22 protein-coding genes are annotated in these 22,801 nt (G+C 56.1%); 20 read left to right on the forward strand and 2 right to left on the reverse strand.

What is annotated here, in order from left to right:
* Nucleotides 1–261: 261 nt before the first annotated feature.
* From GCWU000341_RS02640 to GCWU000341_RS02690, 11 genes are all read left to right on the forward strand, one after another.
* Nucleotides 262–951: a cyclase family protein gene (locus tag GCWU000341_RS02640; RefSeq protein WP_009214171.1), complete on the forward strand. Its 690-nt coding sequence runs from the start codon at nt 262–264 to the stop codon at nt 949–951.
* A 93-nt stretch (nt 952–1,044) separates the two neighbouring features.
* Complete coding sequence (locus GCWU000341_RS02645) at nt 1,045–1,974, forward strand: ketopantoate reductase family protein (protein WP_009214172.1); 930 nt, start codon at nt 1,045–1,047, stop codon at nt 1,972–1,974.
* 296 nt (nt 1,975–2,270) lie between these two features.
* The gene (locus tag GCWU000341_RS02650) at nt 2,271–3,476 is read left to right on the forward strand and encodes an acyltransferase family protein (protein WP_196794786.1); all 1,206 of its coding nucleotides are present in this window, start codon (nt 2,271–2,273) and stop codon (nt 3,474–3,476) included.
* Nucleotides 3,477–3,657: 181 nt separating this feature from the next.
* Nucleotides 3,658–4,020, forward strand: a complete 363-nt coding sequence (locus GCWU000341_RS02655) for a type II toxin-antitoxin system HicB family antitoxin (protein ID WP_009214174.1) — start codon at nt 3,658–3,660, stop codon at nt 4,018–4,020.
* Nucleotides 4,021–4,197: 177 nt separating this feature from the next.
* Nucleotides 4,198–4,470 carry an AbrB/MazE/SpoVT family DNA-binding domain-containing protein gene (locus GCWU000341_RS02660; RefSeq protein WP_009214175.1) on the forward strand — a complete coding sequence of 91 codons (273 nt, stop codon included), beginning with the start codon at nt 4,198–4,200 and terminating at the stop codon, nt 4,468–4,470.
* A complete protein-coding gene (locus GCWU000341_RS02665; RefSeq protein WP_009214176.1) occupies nt 4,471–4,875 on the forward strand; it encodes a putative toxin-antitoxin system toxin component, PIN family in 405 nt (134 codons plus the stop codon).
* A 185-nt stretch (nt 4,876–5,060) separates the two neighbouring features.
* The gene (locus GCWU000341_RS02670; RefSeq protein ID WP_050761873.1) at nt 5,061–6,854 is read left to right on the forward strand and encodes an HAD-IIIC family phosphatase; all 1,794 of its coding nucleotides are present in this window, start codon (nt 5,061–5,063) and stop codon (nt 6,852–6,854) included.
* 4 nt (nt 6,855–6,858) lie between these two features.
* Nucleotides 6,859–7,092 (forward strand): acyl carrier protein, encoded by a 234-nt coding sequence (locus GCWU000341_RS02675; RefSeq protein ID WP_009214178.1) that lies wholly within the window; start codon nt 6,859–6,861, stop codon nt 7,090–7,092.
* A complete protein-coding gene (locus tag GCWU000341_RS02680) occupies nt 7,089–7,505 on the forward strand; it encodes a MaoC family dehydratase (RefSeq protein ID WP_009214179.1) in 417 nt (138 codons plus the stop codon). The genes GCWU000341_RS02675 and GCWU000341_RS02680 overlap by 4 nt, the downstream gene beginning before the upstream one ends.
* The gene (locus GCWU000341_RS02685; RefSeq protein WP_009214180.1) at nt 7,498–8,217 is read left to right on the forward strand and encodes an SDR family oxidoreductase; all 720 of its coding nucleotides are present in this window, start codon (nt 7,498–7,500) and stop codon (nt 8,215–8,217) included. Before GCWU000341_RS02680 ends, GCWU000341_RS02685 begins: the two co-directional genes overlap by 8 nt.
* A gap of 105 nt (nt 8,218–8,322) precedes the next feature.
* The gene (locus GCWU000341_RS02690; protein WP_155812572.1) at nt 8,323–8,931 is read left to right on the forward strand and encodes a GNAT family N-acetyltransferase; all 609 of its coding nucleotides are present in this window, start codon (nt 8,323–8,325) and stop codon (nt 8,929–8,931) included.
* Between the two features lie 560 nt (nt 8,932–9,491).
* On the opposite strand, the gene thiI is transcribed toward GCWU000341_RS02690, so the two are convergent.
* On the reverse strand, nt 9,492–10,679 hold the full coding sequence (thiI, locus tag GCWU000341_RS02700) for a tRNA uracil 4-sulfurtransferase ThiI (RefSeq protein ID WP_009214183.1): 1,188 nt from the start codon (nt 10,677–10,679) through the stop codon (nt 9,492–9,494).
* Between the two features lie 9 nt (nt 10,680–10,688).
* The gene (locus tag GCWU000341_RS02705; RefSeq protein WP_009214184.1) at nt 10,689–10,931 is read right to left on the reverse strand and encodes a PTS sugar transporter; all 243 of its coding nucleotides are present in this window, start codon (nt 10,929–10,931) and stop codon (nt 10,689–10,691) included.
* A gap of 177 nt (nt 10,932–11,108) precedes the next feature.
* Between GCWU000341_RS02705 and mtaB the strand changes: the two genes are divergently transcribed.
* The 9 genes from mtaB to GCWU000341_RS02750 all read left to right on the forward strand — a co-directional run bounded on the left by mtaB (nt 11,109) and on the right by GCWU000341_RS02750 (nt 22,784).
* Entirely contained in the window at nt 11,109–12,491 is a 1,383-nt protein-coding gene (gene mtaB / locus GCWU000341_RS02710) for a tRNA (N(6)-L-threonylcarbamoyladenosine(37)-C(2))-methylthiotransferase MtaB (protein WP_009214185.1), read from the forward strand.
* Nucleotides 12,492–12,523: 32 nt separating this feature from the next.
* The gene (locus GCWU000341_RS02715) at nt 12,524–12,787 is read left to right on the forward strand and encodes an IreB family regulatory phosphoprotein (RefSeq protein WP_009214186.1); all 264 of its coding nucleotides are present in this window, start codon (nt 12,524–12,526) and stop codon (nt 12,785–12,787) included.
* A gap of 190 nt (nt 12,788–12,977) precedes the next feature.
* Nucleotides 12,978–13,742: a Holliday junction resolvase RuvX gene (gene ruvX, locus GCWU000341_RS14160; RefSeq protein ID WP_009214188.1), complete on the forward strand. Its 765-nt coding sequence runs from the start codon at nt 12,978–12,980 to the stop codon at nt 13,740–13,742.
* Between the two features lie 207 nt (nt 13,743–13,949).
* Nucleotides 13,950–15,797, forward strand: a complete 1,848-nt coding sequence (locus tag GCWU000341_RS02725) for a ribonuclease J (protein WP_009214190.1) — start codon at nt 13,950–13,952, stop codon at nt 15,795–15,797.
* 9 nt (nt 15,798–15,806) lie between these two features.
* Nucleotides 15,807–16,340, forward strand: a complete 534-nt coding sequence (locus GCWU000341_RS02730; RefSeq protein ID WP_009214191.1) for an endolytic transglycosylase MltG — start codon at nt 15,807–15,809, stop codon at nt 16,338–16,340.
* A gap of 255 nt (nt 16,341–16,595) precedes the next feature.
* Nucleotides 16,596–17,378 (forward strand): O-methyltransferase, encoded by a 783-nt coding sequence (locus tag GCWU000341_RS02735; RefSeq protein ID WP_009214192.1) that lies wholly within the window; start codon nt 16,596–16,598, stop codon nt 17,376–17,378.
* Nucleotides 17,375–18,598: a peptidase U32 family protein gene (locus GCWU000341_RS02740; protein ID WP_009214193.1), complete on the forward strand. Its 1,224-nt coding sequence runs from the start codon at nt 17,375–17,377 to the stop codon at nt 18,596–18,598. The genes GCWU000341_RS02735 and GCWU000341_RS02740 overlap by 4 nt, the downstream gene beginning before the upstream one ends.
* A gap of 6 nt (nt 18,599–18,604) precedes the next feature.
* Nucleotides 18,605–19,708, forward strand: a complete 1,104-nt coding sequence (locus tag GCWU000341_RS02745; protein ID WP_009214194.1) for a YdcF family protein — start codon at nt 18,605–18,607, stop codon at nt 19,706–19,708.
* A 121-nt stretch (nt 19,709–19,829) separates the two neighbouring features.
* Nucleotides 19,830–22,784 (forward strand): insulinase family protein, encoded by a 2,955-nt coding sequence (locus tag GCWU000341_RS02750; RefSeq protein WP_040653312.1) that lies wholly within the window; start codon nt 19,830–19,832, stop codon nt 22,782–22,784.
* The last annotated feature ends 17 nt before the right edge of the window (nt 22,785–22,801 follow it).

Here is a 22,801-nt window from a genome sequence, read left to right on the forward strand (position 1 = left end):
AGGATCAGAGAATGGATGCCGCTTCCCGTGCTGTGATTTCCGGCCCGGCAGGGGAAATACCCAAAGCATCCGATTCCGGAATCAAAGCCGTGCCGCCGTGTGCCTGTACGCAGGCCATCCGCTGCGGCGAACGGCTCTACATTATCATGAAGATAAGTCCCCGCGTAAAAGTAAGGGGCAGACGAGGAGAAGCTGTCCCGCGCTTGGGTGCCCGGCCGGCGAAAAACGGCAGGGAAACGCGGCAGCAGAGAGGAGAAAACTATGCAGACAGTATATGATTTAGGGATGGGGCTTCGGCTTGTGGATCTTTCCAAGCTCGTGGATCCCGCTTCGGAGAGCCGGAGATGCAGGCTGGACCGCTTCAATACCGGCGGACCGATCCCGGATTTTCACACGAATCTCGATATCATGTCCCATCTTGGGACGCACGCGGAGTGCCCGTATCATCACGATGAGAGCTGGCCGGATGTGACGGAGGTCCCGCTGGACCGCTTTATGGGGCGGGGCGTCTATGTGAATTTCGGGGAGAGCATCGCGCCGAACGGACATATCGGCGCGGCGGATCTCGATCGCTTCGGCGCAAAGCTTCGGGAGGGAGACATTGCCATCATCGACTCCTCCTATAAGCTGAATCCGTTCACAAAGGACAGCAATACCGAGCTCGACAAGAGGCTCTTTGTCAATGCGGAGACGGCGGAGTGGTTCCGCGAGAGGAGGGTAAAGGCGGTCGGCTTCGGGGACGGGGTTTCCATAGAGAACTGCAATGAGGATGTGAAGCCCTTCCATGATATCCTGCTCGCGGAGAACATCATTTTCATCGAGGTGCTGAAAAATCTGGAGGAATTAAAACAGGATGTTTTCTTCCTCTCCTTTACGGCGCTTCCGATCAAGGGACTGGACTCCAGTCCGGTCCATGCCTATGCGATCGAGGGACTCGCGGAGTTTTCGTAAGAGACCATAAGAGATCCGCGGGAAAGGAAAAAGAGCGGTCCGCCCCGGGGATGCGGCGGAGAAATATATGATCTTACAGGGAGGGGGATTTCCATGCGGATAGCGGTGATCGGCGCGGGAGCGATGGGCTCTGTCTACGGGGGACTGCTGTCAGAGAGGAATGAGGTCTGGCTCATCGACAGCCGAAGCGAGCTGGTGGAGAGGATCCGGGAGGAGGGGCTCCTTATCGAGGAAGAGGGAAGCAGCAGGCTTTACCGCCCGAGGGCGTCTCTGAGCGCGGAGGGACTCCCGGAGATGGACCTTGTGATCCTCTTCGTGAAGGCCTTTTCCTCTGAAGAGGCGCTCCGGAAGAACCGAAAGCTGATCGGGAAGGGGACGCGGCTTCTGAGCCTGCAAAATGGCTCCGGGCACGAGGAAATCCTCGGGAAGTTCGCGGAGAGGGAGCGGATCATCATCGGAACGACGGAGGACAATGGGGCAGTGCTCGGGCTCGGGCATGTCCGCCGAGGGGGAGGCGGAAAGACCAATGTCGGCATGCTCTGTGAGGATCGGGAGGCTTTCCTCCCGAGGCTGAAGGAGAGCTTCGATGCCTGCGGCTTTTCCGTCCGCATCTATGGGAATATTCAGCAGTTGATCTGGGATAAGCTCTTTATCAACAGCTCTCTGAGCGCCGTGACCGGAATTTTGCAGGTGAAGATGGGCTATATCAGTGCCAATGAGCATGCATGGAATTTGTGCTGCGCTTTGATCCATGAGGCGGCGGAAGCGGCCCGCGCTTTGGGCCTTTGCGCGGAGGAGGAAGAGATCCGGGAGAGGGTCAGAAGAACCTCCCTGAGCTCTCCGGGGGGGATCACCTCGATCTGCGCTGATCTAAGAGACGGAAGAAGGACCGAGGTGGATACGATCAGCGGCTCTGTCGTCCGCGCCGCACAGAGGCTCGGCATCGAGGTCCCGTGCCAGCGCTTTGTCGTGGACATGATTCACGCCATGGAGGAGAGAGGGTGTCAGGCGGGTTCTCTTTGAGCTTATAGTAAGTAAGGGTACGAGCAACCACACAGCTTCCCTCTTCTTGAACGGTTCGGAATTTCCGAACCGTTGATTTCTCGTAATCCATTTTTTCAGTCCCTTCCGGATCCTGTCAGAGTCCGGGTTTTTGTCCGCATCCCCTTTTAGTATTTTAAAGCAAATCTTTTTATACTCCTCGGCCAGCGGGCCTTGTGCCGGAGCCCTGGACTTAAGTTCTCACAGATGTTAGGATGTATGAAAGCAGCGGGGCCTGGATGGAGGGGGCATCCCGCAGAAAAGGGGAGGGGAGTTCCATGGAAAGCGGGAAAGTCAGGAGCTCGAATTTCGAGCTCCTTCGTATCGCGGCGATGTTGATGATCGTCATGTTTCACATCTTTTTGCATTGGCCGAAGGCACAGCTCACGGATATGAATTCGATCGATTTTTTCGGGAACGGCTTATTCAATCGTCCCGAATTTTATCCGCAGCTTTGGCTCATCCATGCCGCCATGCCGCTGGGACCAGTGGGAAACGGCCTCTTCATGATGCTCTCCGGCTATTTTCTGGCCTCCAGGGAGAGGATCGATCTGGCCAGGGTTTCGCAGAAGATACTGATGCAGCTTTTTTTCGCGACCGTCCTGCTGGTCATAGCGTCGGCGCTCTTCGATTCCCTCTATAATCAGGATACAGGGATATACCTTGCCCTCATCGTATCCGGTGAGTTCAACAATGGCTGGTGGTTTATAGGATATTATTTCGTCGTGATCGTTATCGCGGCTCTTTTTCTCAACAAGTTCCTGGCGGGACTTGAGGAAAAGCAGTACTTTACCTTCCTGATTACTCTTCTTGCCTTCGTCCAGTTCAGCTGGTCCGGGAGGCTGCTGGACGGACTGGCCTCTGAGCTTAGGACCGCGGGGATCGGAGTTTTCTTTTATGCGCTGGGGGGCTTCCTCCACAAATACCAGCCGTTTAAAGAAATAAAGCCCCGCTCATTGCTTTTTGTGATCGCTCTGGTCAACCTGTTTCATCTTCTGTCGAGCTATAATGTGACGAGAGGAAATATCGAGAGTTTTGTCAGAAATGGGGGAAACGGGGATTTCGTGCAGTTCATCGGAGAGCTCGGAAATTTCGATATCCTTGTCGTCATTCTCGTCGTCTGCCTCTTTGAAATCTTTCGGCGAATCCGCATTCCACACAGCAGAATCATAAACTTCCTGGGATCCTCTACCTTTATGATCTATCTGATCCATGAAAATGCATTCTTCTGGAGCTTATACAATATAAGGGACTGCATCACGCTTCTCTATGACCAGCCCTTCCTGCTCCTTTTGGAGATCCTGAAGTGGACTCTGCTGGATTTTCTGCTCGGTGTGTCGGCGTATACGATTTTTGGCATTCTGCTGAGGGCCGTGCGGCTCCGTAGGAAAAGAGCGGCGAGGCTTTTGGAGCCGATGGGAAAGGGGAGGATCGAGCTGGAGATCGCTTCCGCACAGAAGGCGGAGGACAGAGAGAGCCTCTAATCTCATAACACAGCAGGAAAACTGATAGGGCAGGATACGCGCTATGCGGATTGAGAAACGCATATGTAAATAAAATAGGCGATTATCATTAGAAAGCTGATGGTCATCATGGCAAGAAAACATGAACCGATCAAGAAGATATATGTAGAGATGGTTCGAGAAGTGGTGGAGGAATCAGCACATGAAAACGATTGAATATTATATGAGCCTTCCGTATCGTCTGGAAATTCTTCCGGATCCGGAGGAAGGAGGATATATAGCGCGGTATCCCGACCTTCCTGGATGTATTACGGTTGGAGATTCCATAGAGAGCGTTGCGGAAAATGCCGAGGATGCGAAGAAAAAATGGATTGCTGCGGCTATAGAGGATGGTATTGCTATTGCGGAGCCGGTAAATACGGAAGGGTATTCGGGGCAGTTTAAACTCCGTATCCCAAAGAGCCTTCACAGGAGCTTGGCGGAGCATTTCAAAGAAGAAGGAGTCAGCGTGAATCAGTACTGTGTTTATCTGCTCTCTAAAAATGACGCACTGGAGAAAGTATGACCACGACTTGATAAACATCCTGTGATAAGAAATGGATGACAGCAGTTTGTATACCCTGTAGAAATGGGATAACCGGAATCAATCGGAATCAAATCATATCTTCTTGTCATATATAGAAATTCTATGTAAAATTATAGCTAGGGATACCCTGCTTTCCCGTCTGTGGAGGTAAATGTCATGGAAGGAACAGTATTTGCAAATGATGCAAAGCTTATGTCGAAAGGACAAGTAACGATTCCGAAAAATGTGCGCAAAGCTTTAGGCGTTGAAATCGGAGACCGGATCACTTTTGTTGTGGAGGGCTCGGAAATAAGGATCATGAACTCAGCGGTTTATGCTCTAAAGAGATTTCAGGAACAGATGAAGGGAAGAGCGGAAAAACTTGGATTTAAGTCGGAGGATGAGGTCGCCGACTGGATTATGAGATCCAGAAGAGGGGAAAACGAATAGATGAAGGTTATGATTGATACCAACATCTTTATCTCGGCGGCTCTTTTCCCAAATGGGCGATCTGCTGCTGCCCTTATGAAATCACTTAGGCCTCCCTTTGAGGCAGAGATATGTGATTATGTAATCGATGAACTTCATCGTAAATTTCAAGAGAAGTTTCCGGATAAGGCTGTCGAGCTGGAAGCATTCCTTTATACCATTCTCCAGTCGATAGAGTTTATCAAAACGCCGGAAGGAGAGTTCGCAGAAGAATGTTTGATTCGAGATGTGAAGGATAGGCCGATCTTGAGGGCTGCGTTGAATGAGAATGTTGACCTTTTTCTTACGGGGGATAAGGACTTTCTCGAGTCGACTGTGAGGGATCCAAAGATTATCAGCGTAAATGAGTTCCTTGAAAAGTATTAAGGAAGAGTCGTATTTTTAGATTGCTTACAAGGCATTCATGCTAGAAGATGCGGTGTTAAGAAGAGGCACAGGAAATTGGTGTTTTCCTGTGCCTCTTCTTATGATATGATAATAACGTTTTGAGCGTATGGGAAGGAGCTTTCGGGTCGATCCGTGTCGGCTTTATTTCCGCGGGGAGGGATATCTTGGCAGAGGATCTTGCAAAATGGAAGGAGCTGACAAGGGATGTCAGCGATTTTTCTTCGATGCTTAAGGCTGCGAGAAGGGCGGAGAAGCAGGGGGAGGGAGATGTTCCCCGGATCGCAGTGCTCGGGACGAACAGTATCCAGCTGATTGTGTCCGTGCTCCGCGCGCTTCTCCTTTCGGATGGGCAGAATCCGAGGATCTACGAGGGGGAGTACGATGGGATCCGGATGGATGTTCTGGATTCGGATTCCCCCTTCTACCGCTTTGCTCCGGATTATGTCGTTTTGCTTCCGGAGCTTCGGGATATTCCGGCATATCCGGAGCTTTTCTCCTCCGAGGAGGAGACGGAGAGGATGGCAAGGGAGAGTGCGGGCTATTTTCTCGGGCTCTGCGAGAGGATCCACGAGAAGCTTCCCGCAGCGCAGATCCTTCTCTCCGATCTGGTGCTGCCCTTTTCGGAGCAGCTTGGAAATCTTGAGGCAAACTGCGGCTTTTCCAGGACCGCTTATCTTCGGAGGGTCAACGCCTTACTTGGAGCATCCCGTTCGGGCTATGTGACGATCCTCGCCGTGGATGCGCTCGCCTCCTATGTCGGAAAGAAAAACTGGTTCGATGAGACGGCGTATTTTCTGAATAAGTCCGGCTTTTCTCTGCAGTACATCGGGGATTTCTGCGATCTCATCCGACGTCAGCTCCGCGCCCTCTCGGGGAAGGTCAGAAAGTGCCTGGTACTGGATCTCGACAATACGCTCTGGGGCGGGACGGTCGGAGATCTCGGCTATGAGGGGATCAATCTCGATCCCAATGACGCGGTGGGGGAGGCATTTCTCGCCTTTCAGCGATACATCCTTTTACTGAAGAAGCGGGGCGTGATCCTCGCGGTATGCAGTAAGAATGAGGAGGATCTTGCGAGAGAGGCCTTCGAGAAGAACCAGCATATGGTCCTTTGCTATGATGACATCTCCTGCTTTGTCGCAAACTGGAATGATAAGGCGTCCAATCTCCGCCTGATCTCGGAAAAGCTCAATATCGGTCTGGATTCTCTGGTCTTCTTCGACGATAATCCAACCGAGCGGGCGATCGTGGAAAAGTTCCTGCCGGAGGTCGCGGTGGTCGATGTCCCGGAGGATCCGGCTCTCTATGTCCGGGCTCTGGACCGCTTCCACGCCTTTGACTGGCTGCAGCTCACGAAGGAGGACATCAGCCGCTCCAAATCCTATGCGGACAACCGGAAGCGGGAGGAGCTTCTGCAAAGCCTGGATGACTACGGGGAATATCTCAGGGAGCTCGCCATGAAGGCCTCCTTCCTACCGCTTTCGGAGAATTCCAGAGAGCGCTTTTCCCAGCTCATCAATAAGTCGAATCAGTTTAATCTGAGGACGAGGCGCTACTCCGAGGCGCAGATCGGGGAGATGATGGAGGATCCCGCCTTCGGGCTCTACACGGTCTCTCTCCGAGACCGCTTCAGTGACTATGGCATCATCGCCTGCATCATCCTTCGATCTGAGGGGAAGAGCTGCTTTATCGACAGCTGGGTGATGAGCTGCCGCGTTCTGAAAAAGGGAGTGGAAAACTATACCTTTCAAAAGATCCTCTCGCTTCTCAAAGAGCAGGGAATTTCGGAGCTGAGAGCGGAGTATCTTCCCACGAAGAAAAACCGAATGGTGGAGGGGCTTCTGCCGGAGCTCGGCTTCTCTTTGGAGGGCGAGGATGGAGAAGGAGGGAGGCGCTACCGCCTGGAGCTTCCGGGCGGAGAGATCCCCGCAGGGACTTATTACATAGAGGAGGAATGATGCGATGAAGACGATGGAGCTGCTCCAGGATATTTTCCGGGATGTATTTGACGATGAGGAGCTTACGATAGGAGAGGAGACCACGGCGGCGGATATCGAGGACTGGGATTCTCTGAGCCATATGCAGCTGATCGCGGAGATCGAGAAGCGCTTCGGTGTCCGCTTCACAACGGATGAGATCCGCTCCGCAAAGAATGTCGGGGAGTTCGCCGCCCTGATCGAGAGAAAGAAGGGATGAAGCACTACAGCTACGAGAGCCTCGAGCCCGGGATGAAGGAGAGCTTCCAAAGGACCGTCACGGAAGAGATGATGGAGCTTTTCTACCGGATCAGCGGGGACAATAATCCCATGCATATGGAAGGGGGAATCGCCAAGAGCAAGGGCTTCTCCGGGAGACTGGTCTACGGGATGCTGACGGCCTCCTTCTATTCCACGCTGGTCGGGGTCTATCTCCCCGGGGAGAAGTGCATCCTTCAGGAGCTCGATACCTCCTTTCATAAACCGGTCTATATCGGGGATCAGCTTCTGATCACAGGGACCGTCCGGGAGAAGGACGAGCTCTTTCGGAGAGTCAGAATTTCCGCTGTCATCCGAAACCAAAGAGGCGAGAGGGTTTCGAAGGCGGCAATTACGGTGGGCTTTTATGAATAATATCTATCTGATCCTGGGGGCGTCTTCTGAGATCGGGAGCGCTCTGATCCGCTCTCTGAACGAAAAGGAGAGGGAGGCTCTCTTTCTCTCGCATTACCGGAGCCATCCGGATGTCCTCCGGGAAATCGAAATGAAGAACGGGAATCAGCTCCGAGCTTTACAGGCGGATCTCTCCCTTTCGGAGGAGGTGGAAGGGCTGATCGGGGAGGTGAGGGAAATCTGCTCCTCGCCGACTCACATCGTCCACCTTCCGGCGGATCTCTATGAATTTCAAAAGCTGAAGGATATCCGCTGGGAGAGCGTCCTTCACGATATGGAGCTTCAGCTCCACTCCATCATGCAGATCCTCGCGGCCTTCCTCCCTAAGATGACAAAGGGAGAGAGAAACGGGAAGGTGCTCTTCATGCTTTCTGAGAATACGGTCGGTCTCCCCGCAAAATACACCGTAAAGTATACGGTCGGGAAGTATGCTCTCCTCGGTCTCATGCGTTCTCTGGCCTCGGACTACGAGGGAAAGCGGATCAATTTCAATGCCGTCTCCCCGAGTGTGATGGATACGAAGTTCCTTCGTAAAATCGACGAGAGACTTCTCGAAATCAGCGGCGTCCGCGAGCACATGCTGAAGCCCTCCGAGGTGACGCCCGCGATGGAATATCTGCTCTCCCCGGCGAGTGACAGGGTGAACGGGCAGAACCTTCTGCTCCGGGGCTAGAGACCTCAGAGAGAGGAAGAGAAATCCTTTATCCCGAGGGGAGCTCAATCTGAAGTGGTGCCGGAGAGGAAAAAAGCGGGAGATTTCGTTTCGGAAGGAGAGGAAATGGCAGAGAACAGAGAGCGCAGGATCGGAGATATCATAAGAGAATACCGAGAAAAAAAGATCGAGGGGCTCTTCCTCGATCTTGTGCCCTACCGGGCGGACCTTTCTTTGGAGATCGTGCGGCTTAGAAACCGGGAGAGAAATCGACACTTTCTCGCACAGAATGAGGAGATCACACCGGAGTCTCAGCTTGCCTGGGGGGAGAGCTATCTTCTCCGGGAGGACGATATCTACTGGTGCCTTTTTCGAAAGGAGGGGGATTTCATCGGGACGATCCGGCTCTATGACATCGCGCCCGACGGCTCCTCTCTCACGCAGGGGAGCTTTATGATCGACGAGACCCGATCCGGAGAAGCGCCCTATGCGGTAGAGGCGGAGCTTCTGAGCCTGGACTTTGCCTTCGACCGGCTTAAGGTCCAAAGCGTGATCAACGAGGACCGCGCGGACAACCGGATTATGAACAGCCTTACAAAACGGATGGGATTTCGCTTTGTAAAGGATACCGTGATCCGCGGCGCCTCCTATCATTACTACCTCTTATCGGAGGAGGATTATCGGAATAAGAGAGGGAAGGCAGAGGAGCTTCTCCGCTACTGGAAGGAGCGATAGCGCCGGAAAGAGGCGGAGTCCGCCGCTGATGCCGACGGCAGCCTGCAATCCGGCATTTGAGCCGCATGCAGTATCCGGATTGTGAGACCGTGGCCCATGCCGCCTCGGCGCTTCGCCCGGGAGGCATCAACCGATCTCCCTTCGGGAGACAGTTCTCTTCGAGAAGTGGTCAGGTACGCTCCGAGTCTGCCTGATGGCAGACTTCTGCGCTCTTGCTTCGTCGCATCCGCAGCTCAGCGACTCGGCTTCGCCCGGGAGGCATCAGCCGATCTCCTTTCGGAAGACAGTTCTCTTCGAGAAGTGGTCAGGTACGCTCCGAGTCTGCCTGATGGCAGACTTCTGCGCTCTTGCTTCGCCGCATCCGCAGCTCAGCGACTCGGCTTCGCCCGGGAGGCATCAGCCGATCTCCCTTCGGGAGACAGTTCTCTTCGAGAAGTGGTCAGGTACGCTCCGAGTCTGCCTGATGGCAGACTTCTGCGCTTACTCGCCGCGGGTCGCGGCAGCCGGAGCGAGAGCGTTCTGTACCGGGAGGACAAACGGCAGAAAAAGCAACACGGCTTCTAGCGGCAGAGTATGAGCTCCGCCTCTTCGACGGCCTTATCCGTCATGGCTTCGATCTCCGGGAGGAGCCTCTCCTCGGAGCTTCGTATCTTTTCCGGTACGGGCTTTGTGACCGGGTGACGCGCGACAAAGATGGTGCAGCAGTCCTCGTAGGGCTCGATCGAGGTCTCGTAGGTCCCGATCCTCTCCGCGATATCGACGATCTCCTGCTTATCGAAGGCGATCAGGGGGCGGTAGACCGGAAGGCGGCAGACCTCATTGGTGCATACGAGGCTCTGCATGGTCTGGCTTGCGACCTGGCCGATGGATTCGCCTGTGATGAGCCCGATGCAGTCCCGCTTTTCCGCGATTCTCTCCGCGATCCGCATCATATAGCGTCTCATCAGGATGGTCAGCTCGTCGTGGGGACATTTCTCGTAGATCGCAAGCTGGATCTCCGTGAAGTTCACGACGTGGAGTGCGACGGGACCCGCGTAGCGGGAGAGCTTTTCCGCGAGGTCTACGACCTTCTGCTTTGCCCGCTCCGAGGTATAGGGAGGCGCATGAAAATAGCAGGCCTCGATGAGCGCGCCTCTTTTTGCGATCATATAGCCTGCGGCCGGGGAGTCGATCCCCCCGGAGAGGAGCAGCATCGCCTTTCCGTTTGTGCCAAGGGGCATGCCTCCGGGACCCGGGATGATCTCGGAGTAGAGATTGATGAACTGGCGGATCTCCACGTGGAGGCGGACCTCGGGATTATGGACGTCGACGGAGCTCTCCGGGAAGGCGTCGAGGATTTCGTGCCCGAGCTCCGCGTCGATCTCCGGGGAGCTGAGCGGAAAGCTCTTGTCGGCTCTTCTCGTATAGACCTTGAAGCTTTTTTTCTTTCCGCGGTAGAGCTCTCCCCAGTAGGAGAGGACCTCCCGCTTCAGGCTCTCGATATTCCCGTCGTTTTCAAACTGGACCATGGGGCAGATGCCGATGATGCCGAAGACATGGCGAAGCGCTTCGATGAGGCTCTCCGGGTCATAGTCCTCGGATTTTGAGCTCACATAGATTCTGCCGCGCTCTCTCGTGACGCGGAAGGAGCCCTCCGCCCTCTTCAGTTTCCTCCGGATATCGTGTACCAGCGCGTCCTCAAAGACATAGCGGTTCTTCCCCTTGGTTCCGATCTCCGAGTATTTGATCAAAAAGCTGTGATAAAGCATAGGCCTCCGTTACGCGCCGATGATGTAGGGCTTTAAGACGGAGAGGATCTCGTCCATGCGGTTTGCGTCGGCGTGGATGTTCAAGTCGATCGGCTTCGAGAGGTCCAGGGAAAAGATCCCCATGATGGACTTTGCGTCAATGACATAGCGGCCGGATACGAGGTCGAAGTCCACGTCCGTGAAGCGGACGAGATCGTTGACGAAGGACTTTACTTTATCGATGGAATTCAATGAGATGCGAACGGTTTTCATGTTCCCTCCTTTTGTCCGGACGGCCCGGCAGGACTCTTTTGCCCGCTGCAGCTTGACCGCCCATTGACGATATTTCGTAAGTAATGTAGCATATCCGGAGGGAAACGTCCATACTGCATTGCCGTATGGCGGGGAGAAAGTGACGTGAGAGAGCGGGGGGAGAGAGCGGGAAAAACGATGGAGATCAGGGGACTTTCTGTGGCGGTGCACAATCTGGGATGCAAGGTGAACGCCTACGAGGCGGAGGCGATGCTCCGGGAACTTGAGAATGCGGGGGCCCGCATCGTCCCCTGGGAGGAGAGGGCGGATATCTATCTCATCAATACCTGCTCCGTCACCAATATCGCGGACAAAAAGTCCCGGCAGATGCTTCACAGGGCACGGGCGAAGAATCCGGATGCGATCGTGGTGGGGACCGGCTGCTATGTGCAGGCGCGGAAGGAGGAGCTCCTTTCCGACGGGAGCGTAGACCTTCTCATCGGGAATGCGGGGAAGGGGAGGATCGCGGAGCTCCTTTCGGACTACCTCCGGGGAGATCGGACCCCGGTCTGCTTCGATCTCCGCTCTGTCCATGGCTATGAGGAGTTTTCCGCCGGGGGGAGGACGGAGAGAGCGAGGGCGTTTCTGAAGGTTCAGGACGGCTGCGGGCAGTTTTGCAGCTATTGCATCATACCCTATCTCCGGGGAGAGATCCGGAGCAGGGCTCTTCCGGATATTCTGCGGGAGGTCCGGGCGCTCTCCGAGGGAGGCTACCGCGAGATCGTTCTGACGGGGATCCACCTCTCCTCCTATGGGATGGAGAGCTGCGGGGACAGAGAGAGACGGGAGAGAGCCTTTAACGCCGCCCTTCCCTCGGAGAGCCTTCTTTCTCTCATACGGGAGGTGGCCTCTGTGAGCGGGATAGAGAGAGTTCGGCTCGGGAGTCTGGAGCCCAGGATCATCAGCAGGGACTTCGTGCGTGCTCTCTCCGGGATCCCGGAATTTTGCCCCCATTTTCACCTCTCTTTGCAGAGCGGCTCGGACCGGACGCTCCGGGCGATGAACCGCCATTACGACAGCGCGGCCTTCCGGGAGAGCGCAAAGATCATCCGGGAGAGCTTTCCGGATGCGGCTCTCACCACGGATGTGATTGTCGGCTTTCCCGGGGAGACGGAGGAGGACTTTTCGGAGAGCCTTCGCTTTATTTCAGAGATCGGCTTCTATGAGCTTCATGTCTTTAAATATTCGAGGAGGAGGGGAACCGCAGCGGAGCGGATGAAGGGACAGGTCCCGGAGAAGGTGAAGGCGGAGCGCTCGGCGCGTCTTATCGCTCTTGACCGGGAGCGCTCGGCGGAATTTCGGAGGCGCTTCCTCGGGAGGCGGGAGAGCGTCCTCCTTGAGGAGAGGATAGAATGGGAGGGGAGAGGATATCTCGCCGGCTTCAACAGGGAATACGTCAGGTTCCTGATTCCCTGTGGGGAAGCAGAGGGGGAGCCGGGTAAAGTTGGCGAAATAATTTCGGCGCTCGGCGAAAAATTATGTGGCAGATATGTTCTTGCGAAGGCCGTTCAAATGAGATAGAATAAAAAGAGGCGTAAAAAGGACGTGACGGCATGAATAAAGATTTTAGCAGCACACAGATTATCAGGCCCATGCAGGACAACAGTCTGGATGTGACTGAGGTTCTCCGGAGAGTCTATGAGGCCCTCACAGAGAAGGGATATAACCCGATCAATCAGATTGTCGGGTATATCATGTCGGGAGATCCGACCTATATCACGAGCCATAAGGGGGCGAGGAGCCTCATTATGAAGGTGGAGAGGGATGAGATTCTGGAGGAGCTGATGTCCGCCTATGTGGAGTCGCGGCTCAGTTGATTGAAGCGGATAGAAATAGAAGCGGATAGAAGCGGCGGCCGAGGGGATGATGAGGGGCCGCGGGATGTCCCCGGGGAGAGAGGGAGTTCGTCCGGTGTCCTGCCGGTGGACTCCCTTTGCAGATGAAGGGGACAGCTTCCGCCTTTTCCTTGCGGGCTTTGTCTCCGCGGACTTTGAATTTTGGTGATTTATGCGGATTATGGGGCTGGACTATGGGGCGAAAACGATCGGAGTCGCGGTCACGGACCCGAGTGGTCTGATTGCGCAGCCGCTTCGGACGATTTTCAGGGAACGGGAGGGAAAGCTCCGCCGGAGTCTGCAGGAGATTGCGGCGCTCGTTTCGGAGCTCTCCGTGGAGCGTATCGTCATCGGGCTTCCCTTGAATATGGATGAGACGGAGGGGGAAAGGGCAGAGAAGGCCCGGGAATTTGCCGCGCTTTTGGCGAAGCGGGTTTTGGTGCCGATTGAGTGGGTGGATGAACGCCTGACGACGATCGCCGCCCGGGAGATTCTGGATGAGAGCGGGGTCCCCAGGGAAGAGCAGAAGCGGATGATCGATCAGGTCGCCGCGCAGCTTATTCTGGAGACATGGAAGAGCCGGAAGGAGAGGCGGGGGATGAGAAGGGCTTCCTTCCGGCGGAGACAGCAAGCGGATTTTACGGGGAGACGGAGAGGACGGATGGAGAACGGGAGAATCAGACTGCGCTCTGAGGACGGGGAGCTGGAGCTTGAGGTTCTGGAGGAGACAGTGCTGCAGGGACGGCATTATATTTTGGCGGCGGATACCGAGGGAGAAGAGGACGGATCCTGCTATATTATGAAGGACATCTCTCCGGAGGATGCCGAGGAGGCGAGCTACGTCTTTGCGGAGGATGAGGAGGCGGAAGCCGTCATGGAGCTCTTTTCGAAGCTCCTGGAGGACGAGGGAATCCGCTTCGAGACGGAGGAAGGCTGAGCCTTCTGGCGGAGCATGCTCAGAGACAGGGGGCGCTCACAGGATGGAGACTCAGTCATGGCCGCCGCGCCTTGGCCGCGGCAGTCGGAGCGAGAGCGTTCTTTGCCGGGCGGGAAAAGCGGCAGAGAATGTACCGTTAAGATCCGTGCCAAAGACAGGCACAATGATAAAGGATAAGTATACATAATACGATGTATAAGAGAGGCAATGAGAGAAGTGACGGAAAAAACGAAAGAATTGAAGACGACGGAGACAAGAAGAGGAAGAACAGTGCAGCTTCTGCATTCAGAGAGCATGGGAAGAACGGGAGGCCGTGCGGATAGAACGAGATCGGCAGAGCACGGCGGCAGAAGGCAGACGGAGCAGCAGACGAAGGGGGCAAGGGCAGGGGCAGGAGGCTCTGTGAGAGTGATTCCCCTCGGGGGCCTGGATCAGATCGGCATGAATATCACGGCCATTGAGACGGAGGAGAGCCTGATCATCGTGGACTGCGGTCTCTCCTTTCCCTCCGACGATATGCTGGGGATCGACCTGGTCATCCCGGATATCAGTTATCTTAAGAGCAAGATGGAGAAGATCAAGGGCTTCGTCATTACGCACGGACATGAGGATCATATCGGCGCGCTCCCCTATGTCCTGCAGCAGATCAATGTCCCGGTCTATGCGACGAAGCTGACCCTCGCTCTGATCGAGAGAAAGCTCGTGGAGAGAGGGATGGATCAGCTCGTGAAGACGAAGACCATGAAGTTCGGGCAGACCGTGAACTTCGGCGACCTGAAGGTGGAGTTTGTGAAGACGAACCATTCCATCCAGGATGCGGCGGCGCTCGCGATCTATACGCCCGCCGGAGTTTTGGTCCACACGGGGGACTTCAAGGTCGATTACACGCCGGTCTTCGGGGATCAGATCGATCTTCAGCGCTTTGCGGAGCTCGGAAAGAACGGCGTTCTCGCGATGTTTTCGGATTCGACGAATGCGGAAAAGCCCGGCTCCACGATGTCGGAGAGGACGGTCGGAAGAACCTTCGACCTGATTTTTGCGGAGCATAAGAACAACCGCATCCTGGTCGCGACCTTCGCCTCCAATGTGGACAGGGTGCAGCAGATCATCAATACCGCGGCGAAGTACGGGCGGAAGGTCGTCGTCGAGGGGAGGTCCATGGTCAATGTCATCAGTGTGGCTTCGGAGCTCCACTACATCAATATCCCGGAGGGGACCCTCATTGACATCGAGAATCTGAAGGACTATCCGGATGAGAAGACGGTGCTCATCACGACGGGCTCTCAGGGGGAGTCCATGGCGGCTCTGTCCCGGATGGCGAGCGGGATGCACAGGAAGGTGCATATCACACCGAACGATGTGATTGTCATGTCCTCCCATCCGATCCCCGGGAATGAGCTCGCGGTCGACAAGGTCGTGAATGAGCTCACGAAGCAGCATGCTCAGGTGATCATGCAGGACACGCATGTCTCCGGCCACGCCTGCTCGGAGGATCTGAAGCTCCTCTACTCCCTGGTAAAGCCGAGGTATGCGATCCCGGTCCACGGGGAGTATCATCACAGGAGGGCGGCCGCAGAGCTCGCCGCCGCGGTCGGTGTCGAGAGGGAGAACTGCCTCATCCTGGAGAACGGCGATGTACTGCAGTTTTCCGCCGAGTCCGGTGAGATGAAGGCAGAGATCAGGGATCATGTCCAGGCGGGCGGGATCTTTGTCGACGGCCTCGGGGTAGGAGATGTGGGAAACATCGTGATCCGGGACCGCCAGAACCTCGCGCAGAACGGGATTATCGTCGTCGTGCTGACGCTGGAGAAGTATTCCGGGCACCTTCTCGCCGGTCCGGACCTGATTTCCCGCGGCTTTGTCTATGTGAGGGAGTCCGAGGATCTCATGGAGGAAGCCAGGGTGCAGGTGCAGGATGCCGTGGATGACTGTCTCGTGAGGCACGTGAACGACTGGGGGAAGATCAAGAATATCATAAAGGACAGTCTCGCGGATTTTCTCTGGAAGAGAATCAAGAGAAATCCGGTCATACTCCCGGTGATTATGGAGGTCTAGGGACTTGTGATGGGAAGACGGAAAGCGGTCAGAACGGTATCCTCAGCCATCATCGGAGCGGCCTGGCGGGTCATCCTCTTTATGCTCGTCATCTACTTTTTGCAGATCGGCGCGCTCATGGCCTATCGCTACGGGCACGGCCTTCTCTATCAGCACGCCATGGAGGAGCCGCCGGGGACGGAGGCAAGCATTGAGATCCTGAAGGGGGAGAGCCGCCGCGCGATCGCGGAGAAGCTTGAAAAGGCGGGACTCATCGATAATCAGGATGCCTTTCTCTTTCAGTCGAGGCTCTATAAGGCGGAGTTTGTGCCGGGGAGCTATACCCTGAACCGCTCGATGTCCATAAAGGAGCTCATCGATTATCTGAAGGAGGAGGGGCGGAAGCTCACGGAGCTTCGGGAGCGGAAGCTTCTGACAAACGATGCGGAATCCGAGGGAGCTTCGCAGGACTCCCAGGACTCGCAGGAAGCTGCCGGAGACGAGGCCGATGTGACGATCGGGGACTCCCCGGTAGAGGGAGAGAGCAGCCGCGGGGCAGGATAGCGGCCGGACTTCCTGCATCGATCCGAAAGGGCGCAGTATTTTCCCGCCCCGCTTTCATCCCCGGGAACGGGAGGTCTTCTGTCCCCCATGCAAGCGCTGTTATGGAGCGAAGCGGTGTCTTTATGATCTATATGGCAGCCGGAGGGAGAAGGCTTTGATCCGGGCAGCGGACTTTGGAAAAAGCGGCGGGGAAAGAATGAGGAGGCAAATAGGATTATCACAGAGGAGCATGTTCTCGATTTCATTCGTTCTCTGATGGGGGAGGAGGAGCCTTTCCTTGAGAAGATACGGGGGGAAGCGCTGGCAGGGGCAGTCCCGATCATACGGGATGAGACGGCGGCGCTTCTTCGGCTTTTTCTGCTTTTGAAAAGGCCGAAGAGGGTGCTGGAGCTCGGCGCGGCGGTAGGCTACTCCGCTCTTTTCATGGCGGGCTTCCTACCGGAGGGAGGGCGGATTCTCACGGTGGAGAGCTGCCCGAGAAGGGCGGAGGAGGCGAGGGCCAATATCGCGGGGAGCCCTTTTTCGGACAGGATCGATCTCTTCGAGGGGGACGCGGGGGAGCTCCTCTCCTCTCTTTCCGAAAGAGGGGAGAAATTTCCGTTTATTTTTTTGGATGCGGCGAAGGCCCAGTACCCGGTCTGGCTCCCGACGCTTCTCCGCCTTCTCACAGAGGGAGGCATCCTCTTAAGTGACAATGTCCTTTTGGACGGGGAGATCGCGAAGAGCCGCTTTGAGATCCCGAGGAGGGACCGGACCATACACAGGCGCATGAGAGACTATCTTTTCTCGATCACGCACAGCAGGAAGCTTCGGACGGCTGTCCTCCCGGTCGGAGACGGACTTTCGGTCAGCTTGCGCTGCCCGGAGGCCGCGGAGCCCGCCTCCCCTCCGATCAGAGCGGGCGTCTCCCCTTCGCTGGGAAAAAGGGAAGGAGAGGACGGAGGGGGAAGAGCTCCCGGAGAAGGGATGCGGGAAGCAGAAGGACAGCTGTATTTGCAGCGGGGAAGAGACAGAGAAAGAGGGAAGGGAAGAGAGTGAGACGGACAGAGCTCCTTCTTCCGGCGGGATCGCCGGAGGGGCTGAAGACAGCGCTTCGCTACGGGGCGGATGCGGTCTACCTCGGAGGGGAGGCCTACGGCCTTCGCGCAAAGGCGAGAAATTTCAGCATGGATGAGATCCTCTCCGGCGTGCGCTATGCGCATGAGAGGGGGGCGAGAGTCTATGTGACAGCGAACATCCTCGCAAGAAACGGGGATCTTTCCGGTGTCAGGGAGTATTTCCGGGAGCTTCGGGGGAGCGGGGTCGATGCGGTGCTGATCGCAGATCCCGGGATCTTCCTTCTCGCAAGGGAGGAGATGCCGGAGATGGAGCTTCACATCTCGACCCAGGCGAACTGCACCAACTACGAGAGCTTTCTCTTTTGGCACAGGCTCGGAGCAAAGAGAGTCGTGGCCGCAAGAGAGCTTTCTCTTTCGGAGCTCTCGGAGATCCGGAGGAGGATCCCCGCATCGCTTGAGATCGAGGCCTTTGTGCACGGGGCGATGTGCATGTCCTATTCCGGAAGATGCCTCCTCTCCGATTTCATGACGGGGAGGGACGCAAACCATGGGGAATGCACGCATCCCTGCCGCTGGAATTACTGTCTCGTCGAGGAGAAGCGCCCGGGGGAATATTTTCCGGTCTATGAGAACGAGAGGGGGACCTATATCCTAAGCTCTCAGGACCTCTCCATGATCGGGCATATCCCGGAGCTCCTCTCAGCCGGCATCGACTCTCTGAAGGTCGAGGGGAGGATGAAGACAGAGCTCTATACCGCAACCGTCGGGAGGGCTTACCGGAGGGCGATCGACGATTTTTACGAGGACCCGGAGAAATACCGGAGGAAGCTGCCCGGCTACCGGGACGAGCTTGAGAGATGCACGCACCGGGAATATTCGACGGGCTTCTACTTCGGCCCCCCGAAGCCCGGGGCCAAGGGCCAAAGGGAGAGCTATGAGAGGCCCTCCGTCTATCTCGGAAGAGCGCGGGAGCCGGGGACGGGAGGTTTTTTCGCCCTTCGACAGAAAAATAAATTTTCCGTGGGAGAGGAGATTCGGATCATGAAGCCGGACGGGAGAGATATCCCGGCAGTCGTACTCGAGATCCGGGACAAGGAGAGCGGGATCGCGCAGGACTCCTGCCCGCACGCGGGGCAGGAGCTCATGCTCCGACTCACAGCTTGTCCGGAGGAGGGGGACATCCTCCGAAGGGATGGATAGGAGACTATGGAATTACTGTTTTTTATGCTTGCCATATCCTCTTTTTCCTACTTTGTCATTTTGCTGCTTCATTGCGGGATGATCGGCTTTCTCTGGTTTTGGCCATTCTTCTCGCTTCTCAATCTTCTGACGGCGCTTTTCTGGCGCTGGGAAAAGCGGCAGAGGGAGAAGAACAGGGAGAGGGGAAAGAGAGTTTTCGTCTTTTTCATGACGAGCTATGCGCTTTCCTTCGTCTCCTTTCTCCTTCTCTCCCTTTTGCTCCTTCTGCCCAGGAAGAAGCCGGAGGCGGGACTGGACTATGTGATCGTCATGGGGACCTACCTTAGCCACAATAAGGCCTCGGACACGCTGAAGGACCGACTGGAGAAGGCGGCAGACTATGCGGGGAGCTCACCCGGGACGGTCTTCATCCTCTCCGGAGGGCGGGGAAAGTTCGGGACGAGCACGCAGGCGAGCGTGATGTATTATTATATGATAAAGCGCGGGGTTCCGGCCTCGAAGCTTTTGATGGAGTTCTACTCCTCCTCTCTCCAGGAGAAGATCGGCTACTCTGTGCAGACCATTCTGTCCAACGAGTCGGAGCGCGCGGAGCAGAAGCAGCAATACATCCTCTTTGAGGATGGGAGCCGGATGGATCTCTCGAAACCGGACTCCGTGGAGACGCAGCCGGACGGCGGGCTCTATTTTTCCCCGGACGCGGGCAGTGATACGGAGGAGCTGATCGAGGTGAATCCGGAGGGAAGGGAGTCGGAGAGCGGAGACGAAAAGGGGGAGAGCGGGGAAGAAACGGTCTCTCCCTCGGAGCAGGCGGAGAGCATCCTCGCGGAACAGGAGGACAGGGAGAGGAAAAAGGAGAGTGAAGAAGCGGCGGAGCTCTCCCCCGCGCAGAGTGAGGGCAGGGAGGAAGCGCCTTCGAGAGCGCAGTCAGCGCTTCGCGTCGGGATCATATGCTCAAGGAGCCAGTTTCTGCGGGCGGAAAGCTTTGCGAAGCGCTACGGGCTCAGCAGTCTTGAGCTCATACCCGCACAGACCGAGGAGCTCCTGATTCCGCATACTCTCGTGAGGGAGGTTGCGGAGTTCTTCAAGGACCGCCTGATCGGGAATATCTGATCCGGAACAATTGATCCAATATACCGGATCAAATACCGGATCTGAAATATCCGGACGGAAATATGCGGGCCGGGATCATAAACGGGCGCTCTATGCCGAAGACAGAAAGGAATACAGAAGAGTGAAAGAATATCAGAGGCTTGAGAGAAAGAGGATTTCGGAGCTGGACACGGAGGCGGTCGTATATCGCCATAAGAAGTCCGGCGCGAGGGTGCTGACACTTCAAAATCAGGACAAAAACAAGGTTTTTTCCATCAGCTTCCGGACTCCGGCGGAGGATTCGACCGGGGTTTCGCATATTACGGAGCATTCCGTGCTCTGCGGCTCGGAGAAATTCCCGCTGAAGGATCCCTTTATCGAGCTCGTGAAGGGCTCTCTGAATACCTATCTGAACGCGATGACCTATCCGGACAAGACGGTCTACCCGGTCGCCTCCACAAACGACAAGGATTTCGACAATCTCATGGACGTCTACCTGGATGCGGTCTTTCACCCGAACTGCCGGAAGAACCGCTTTACCTTCCTGCAGGAGGGCTGGCATTATGAGACTGTAAATGAGGGTGCGGAGCTTCGATACAGCGGCGTCGTCTACAATGAGATGCGGGGCGCCTTCTCCAATCCGGAGTCTGTGCTGGAGCGGCGCATCATGCACTCTCTCTTTCCGAAGAGCTGCTACGGGAATGAGAGCGGCGGGGATCCGGAGGCGATTCCGGATTTAAGCTATGAGAATTTCTGCGCCTTCCACGAGCGCTTCTATCATCCCTCGAATTCCTACATCATCCTCTACGGAGATCTCGACATGGAGGCGAAGCTTCGCTTTTTGGATCGGGAGTATCTCTCCGGCTTTGACGCCATCGATCCCCTCTCGGAGGTCCGGGTGCAGGAGGCCTTCCCGAGGAAGAGGAGGGAGGAGGACTGCTATCCGATCGGGAGAGAGGAGAAGCCGGAGGGGAGAAGCTATCTGGCCTACAGCATGGTCCTTAAGGATGCACTGGACCCGAAGCGCTCCATGGCCTATTCGATCCTGGACTATGCGCTTCTCTCCGCACCGGGCGCAGCGCTCAAGCAGGCTCTCCTGGACGCCGGAATCGGAGAGGATATCCTCGGAGGCTACGCCGGCGGGATTCTGCAGCCCTACTTCTCCGTCATCGCAAAGAATACGGATCCCAAAAAGGAGCGGAGATTTCAGGAGATCATCCGGGGGACGCTCAGAAAGCTCGCGGAGGAGGGCATCGACAAAAAGACGCTGCTCTCCGCGATCAATCACGATGAGTTCCTCTACCGGGAGGCGGACTACGGGCGTACGCCGAAGGGGCTGGTCTATAGCCTGAGCGCACTGGACAGCTGGCTCTACGGGGGAGAGCCCTGGCGCTTCCTGGACTGCGGAAAGCTCTACGGGGAGCTTCGCGCCCTGGTGGAGAAGGGCTATTTTGAGTCGCTGCTTCGGGAGAGCTTCCTCAATCAAAAGCACGCAAGTCTCGTTCTGCTCCGCCCGGAGGCGGGGCTTTCTGAGAAGAGGGAGGCGGAGCTCTCCGCGAAGCTCCGCGCCTTCCGGGAGGGGCTCTCCGAGGCGGAGCTTAGGAAGATCCGATCGGATGAGGAAGCTCTCCTTCGCTATCAGGAGGAGAAAAATACGGAGGAGGCGCTTCGAAGCCTGCCGCTTCTCTCGAGGGAGGACATCGGGAGAGAGGCGGAGCGAAGCTCGTTCCATCGGGAGGAAATTTCCGGGAGGAGCATCCTGCTGACGGAGCTTCCGAGCCGCGGCATCCTCTATCTCAGGCTGAACTTCAATACTGCCTGTCTCACGGAGGAGGAGCTCCCCTATGCGGGATTTTTGAAGAGCGCCCTCGCCTATATGGACACGGAAAAGCATAACTTCCGGGACCTCGCTTCAGAGCTCTATCTGAATACCGGGGACTACGGCTTCGACATGGAGGTCTATCCGGATCTTGAGGATCCCCTCCGCTATCGGGGCTTCTTCGCCGCGGAGTGCAGGATACTGCCCGATCAGATCGAAAAGGCGCTCTCCCTCCTCGAGGAGATCCTGCACACGACGAAGCTGGAGGATCCGAAGCGTATGCTGGAGATCTTAAATGAGTGCCGCTCCAGGGAGAGGATGAGCCTTGAGAATGCGAGCCACAGCTATGCGGTTCGCCGCGCCTCCTCCGGCTTCTCCGCCGCGGGACGCTACCGTGAGCTTAGCGCGGGGATCGAATATTACCGCTTCCTGGAGAGAAGTCTCGCGGATTTCGAAGAGAAGGGAGGGAACGTTATGCGGAAGCTCTCCCTCGTCGCAGAGAAGCTCTTTGAGACGAAGAATCTCTTCCTCTCCGCCGCCTCGGAGAAGGGAGAGCTGGAGAAGCTCCTCGGCCTCCTCCCGGACTGGCTCTCGGAGTATGAGAGGAGAGAGCGGGAGCAGAGCTTACTCGAAAAGATTCTGAGCCCCGGGATAGAGAGGGAGGAGAAGAGCGGGGAGAGCGCCCAGCTTTCTCTGCGGGGAGCAAAGAGAGAGGGCTTCTGCGATACGGCACAGGTGAACTTCGTCTCGCAGTGCGGGAGATTCGATCGGAAACGGCATCCCTATTCCGGTGCGCTCCGCGTCTTAAAGAATATCCTTAACTTTGAGTATCTTTGGAAGAGACTGCGGGAGAGAGGAAACGCCTATGGCTGCATGTCCGGCTTCTCCCTCTCCGGGGAGGGCTATCTTGTCTCCTATCGGGATCCGCATATCAGAAGTACGATGCAGGTCTACGCGGAGCTCCCGGACTATCTCCGCTCCTTCCGAAGCGATGAGAGGGGGATGATGAAATATATCATCGGTGCGGTCTCGGAGCTGGATGCACCAAAGACAAATTATGCGAGAGCGATGTGGAATCTCAGCTGCTTTTTGAGTCATATCACAGACGAGATGCTGCAAAGAGAGAGGGAGGAGCTTCTGGACACTACGGAAGAGAGGATCCGCAGCTTTGCCCCCTATATCGAGGAGATTCTCTCGACCGGCGCGGCCTGCACGATCGGGTCTGCGGCGAAGGTCTCCGGAGCAGGGGAGCTTTTTGAGAGTGTGGAGAAGCTTTGAGGAAGGAGGAAAGGAGA

It is taken from the genome of Oribacterium sp. oral taxon 078 str. F0262, assembly GCF_000160135.1.
Classification (GTDB): Bacteria; Bacillota; Clostridia; order Lachnospirales; family Lachnospiraceae; genus Oribacterium.

Coding starts and splice junctions, on each gene's coding strand:
- GCWU000341_RS02690 (WP_155812572.1), top strand. CDS start 8,323: ATGGCAGAGAACAGAGAGCGCAGGATCGGAGATATCATAAGAGAATAC.
- GCWU000341_RS02745 (WP_009214194.1), top strand. CDS start 18,605: ATGGAATTACTGTTTTTTATGCTTGCCATATCCTCTTTTTCCTACTTT.
- GCWU000341_RS02650 (WP_196794786.1), top strand. CDS start 2,271: ATGGAAAGCGGGAAAGTCAGGAGCTCGAATTTCGAGCTCCTTCGTATC.
- GCWU000341_RS02660 (WP_009214175.1), top strand. CDS start 4,198: ATGGAAGGAACAGTATTTGCAAATGATGCAAAGCTTATGTCGAAAGGA.
- thiI (WP_009214183.1), bottom strand. CDS start 10,679: ATGCTTTATCACAGCTTTTTGATCAAATACTCGGAGATCGGAACCAAG.
- GCWU000341_RS02640 (WP_009214171.1), top strand. CDS start 262: ATGCAGACAGTATATGATTTAGGGATGGGGCTTCGGCTTGTGGATCTT.
- GCWU000341_RS02705 (WP_009214184.1), bottom strand. CDS start 10,931: ATGAAAACCGTTCGCATCTCATTGAATTCCATCGATAAAGTAAAGTCC.
- GCWU000341_RS02685 (WP_009214180.1), top strand. CDS start 7,498: ATGAATAATATCTATCTGATCCTGGGGGCGTCTTCTGAGATCGGGAGC.
- GCWU000341_RS02645 (WP_009214172.1), top strand. CDS start 1,045: ATGCGGATAGCGGTGATCGGCGCGGGAGCGATGGGCTCTGTCTACGGG.
- GCWU000341_RS02655 (WP_009214174.1), top strand. CDS start 3,658: ATGAAAACGATTGAATATTATATGAGCCTTCCGTATCGTCTGGAAATT.
- GCWU000341_RS02715 (WP_009214186.1), top strand. CDS start 12,524: ATGAATAAAGATTTTAGCAGCACACAGATTATCAGGCCCATGCAGGAC.
- GCWU000341_RS02725 (WP_009214190.1), top strand. CDS start 13,950: ATGAGAGAAGTGACGGAAAAAACGAAAGAATTGAAGACGACGGAGACA.
- GCWU000341_RS02735 (WP_009214192.1), top strand. CDS start 16,596: ATGGGGGAGGAGGAGCCTTTCCTTGAGAAGATACGGGGGGAAGCGCTG.
- GCWU000341_RS02665 (WP_009214176.1), top strand. CDS start 4,471: ATGAAGGTTATGATTGATACCAACATCTTTATCTCGGCGGCTCTTTTC.
- mtaB (WP_009214185.1), top strand. CDS start 11,109: ATGGAGATCAGGGGACTTTCTGTGGCGGTGCACAATCTGGGATGCAAG.
- GCWU000341_RS02730 (WP_009214191.1), top strand. CDS start 15,807: ATGGGAAGACGGAAAGCGGTCAGAACGGTATCCTCAGCCATCATCGGA.
- ruvX (WP_009214188.1), top strand. CDS start 12,978: ATGCGGATTATGGGGCTGGACTATGGGGCGAAAACGATCGGAGTCGCG.
- GCWU000341_RS02680 (WP_009214179.1), top strand. CDS start 7,089: ATGAAGCACTACAGCTACGAGAGCCTCGAGCCCGGGATGAAGGAGAGC.
- GCWU000341_RS02675 (WP_009214178.1), top strand. CDS start 6,859: ATGAAGACGATGGAGCTGCTCCAGGATATTTTCCGGGATGTATTTGAC.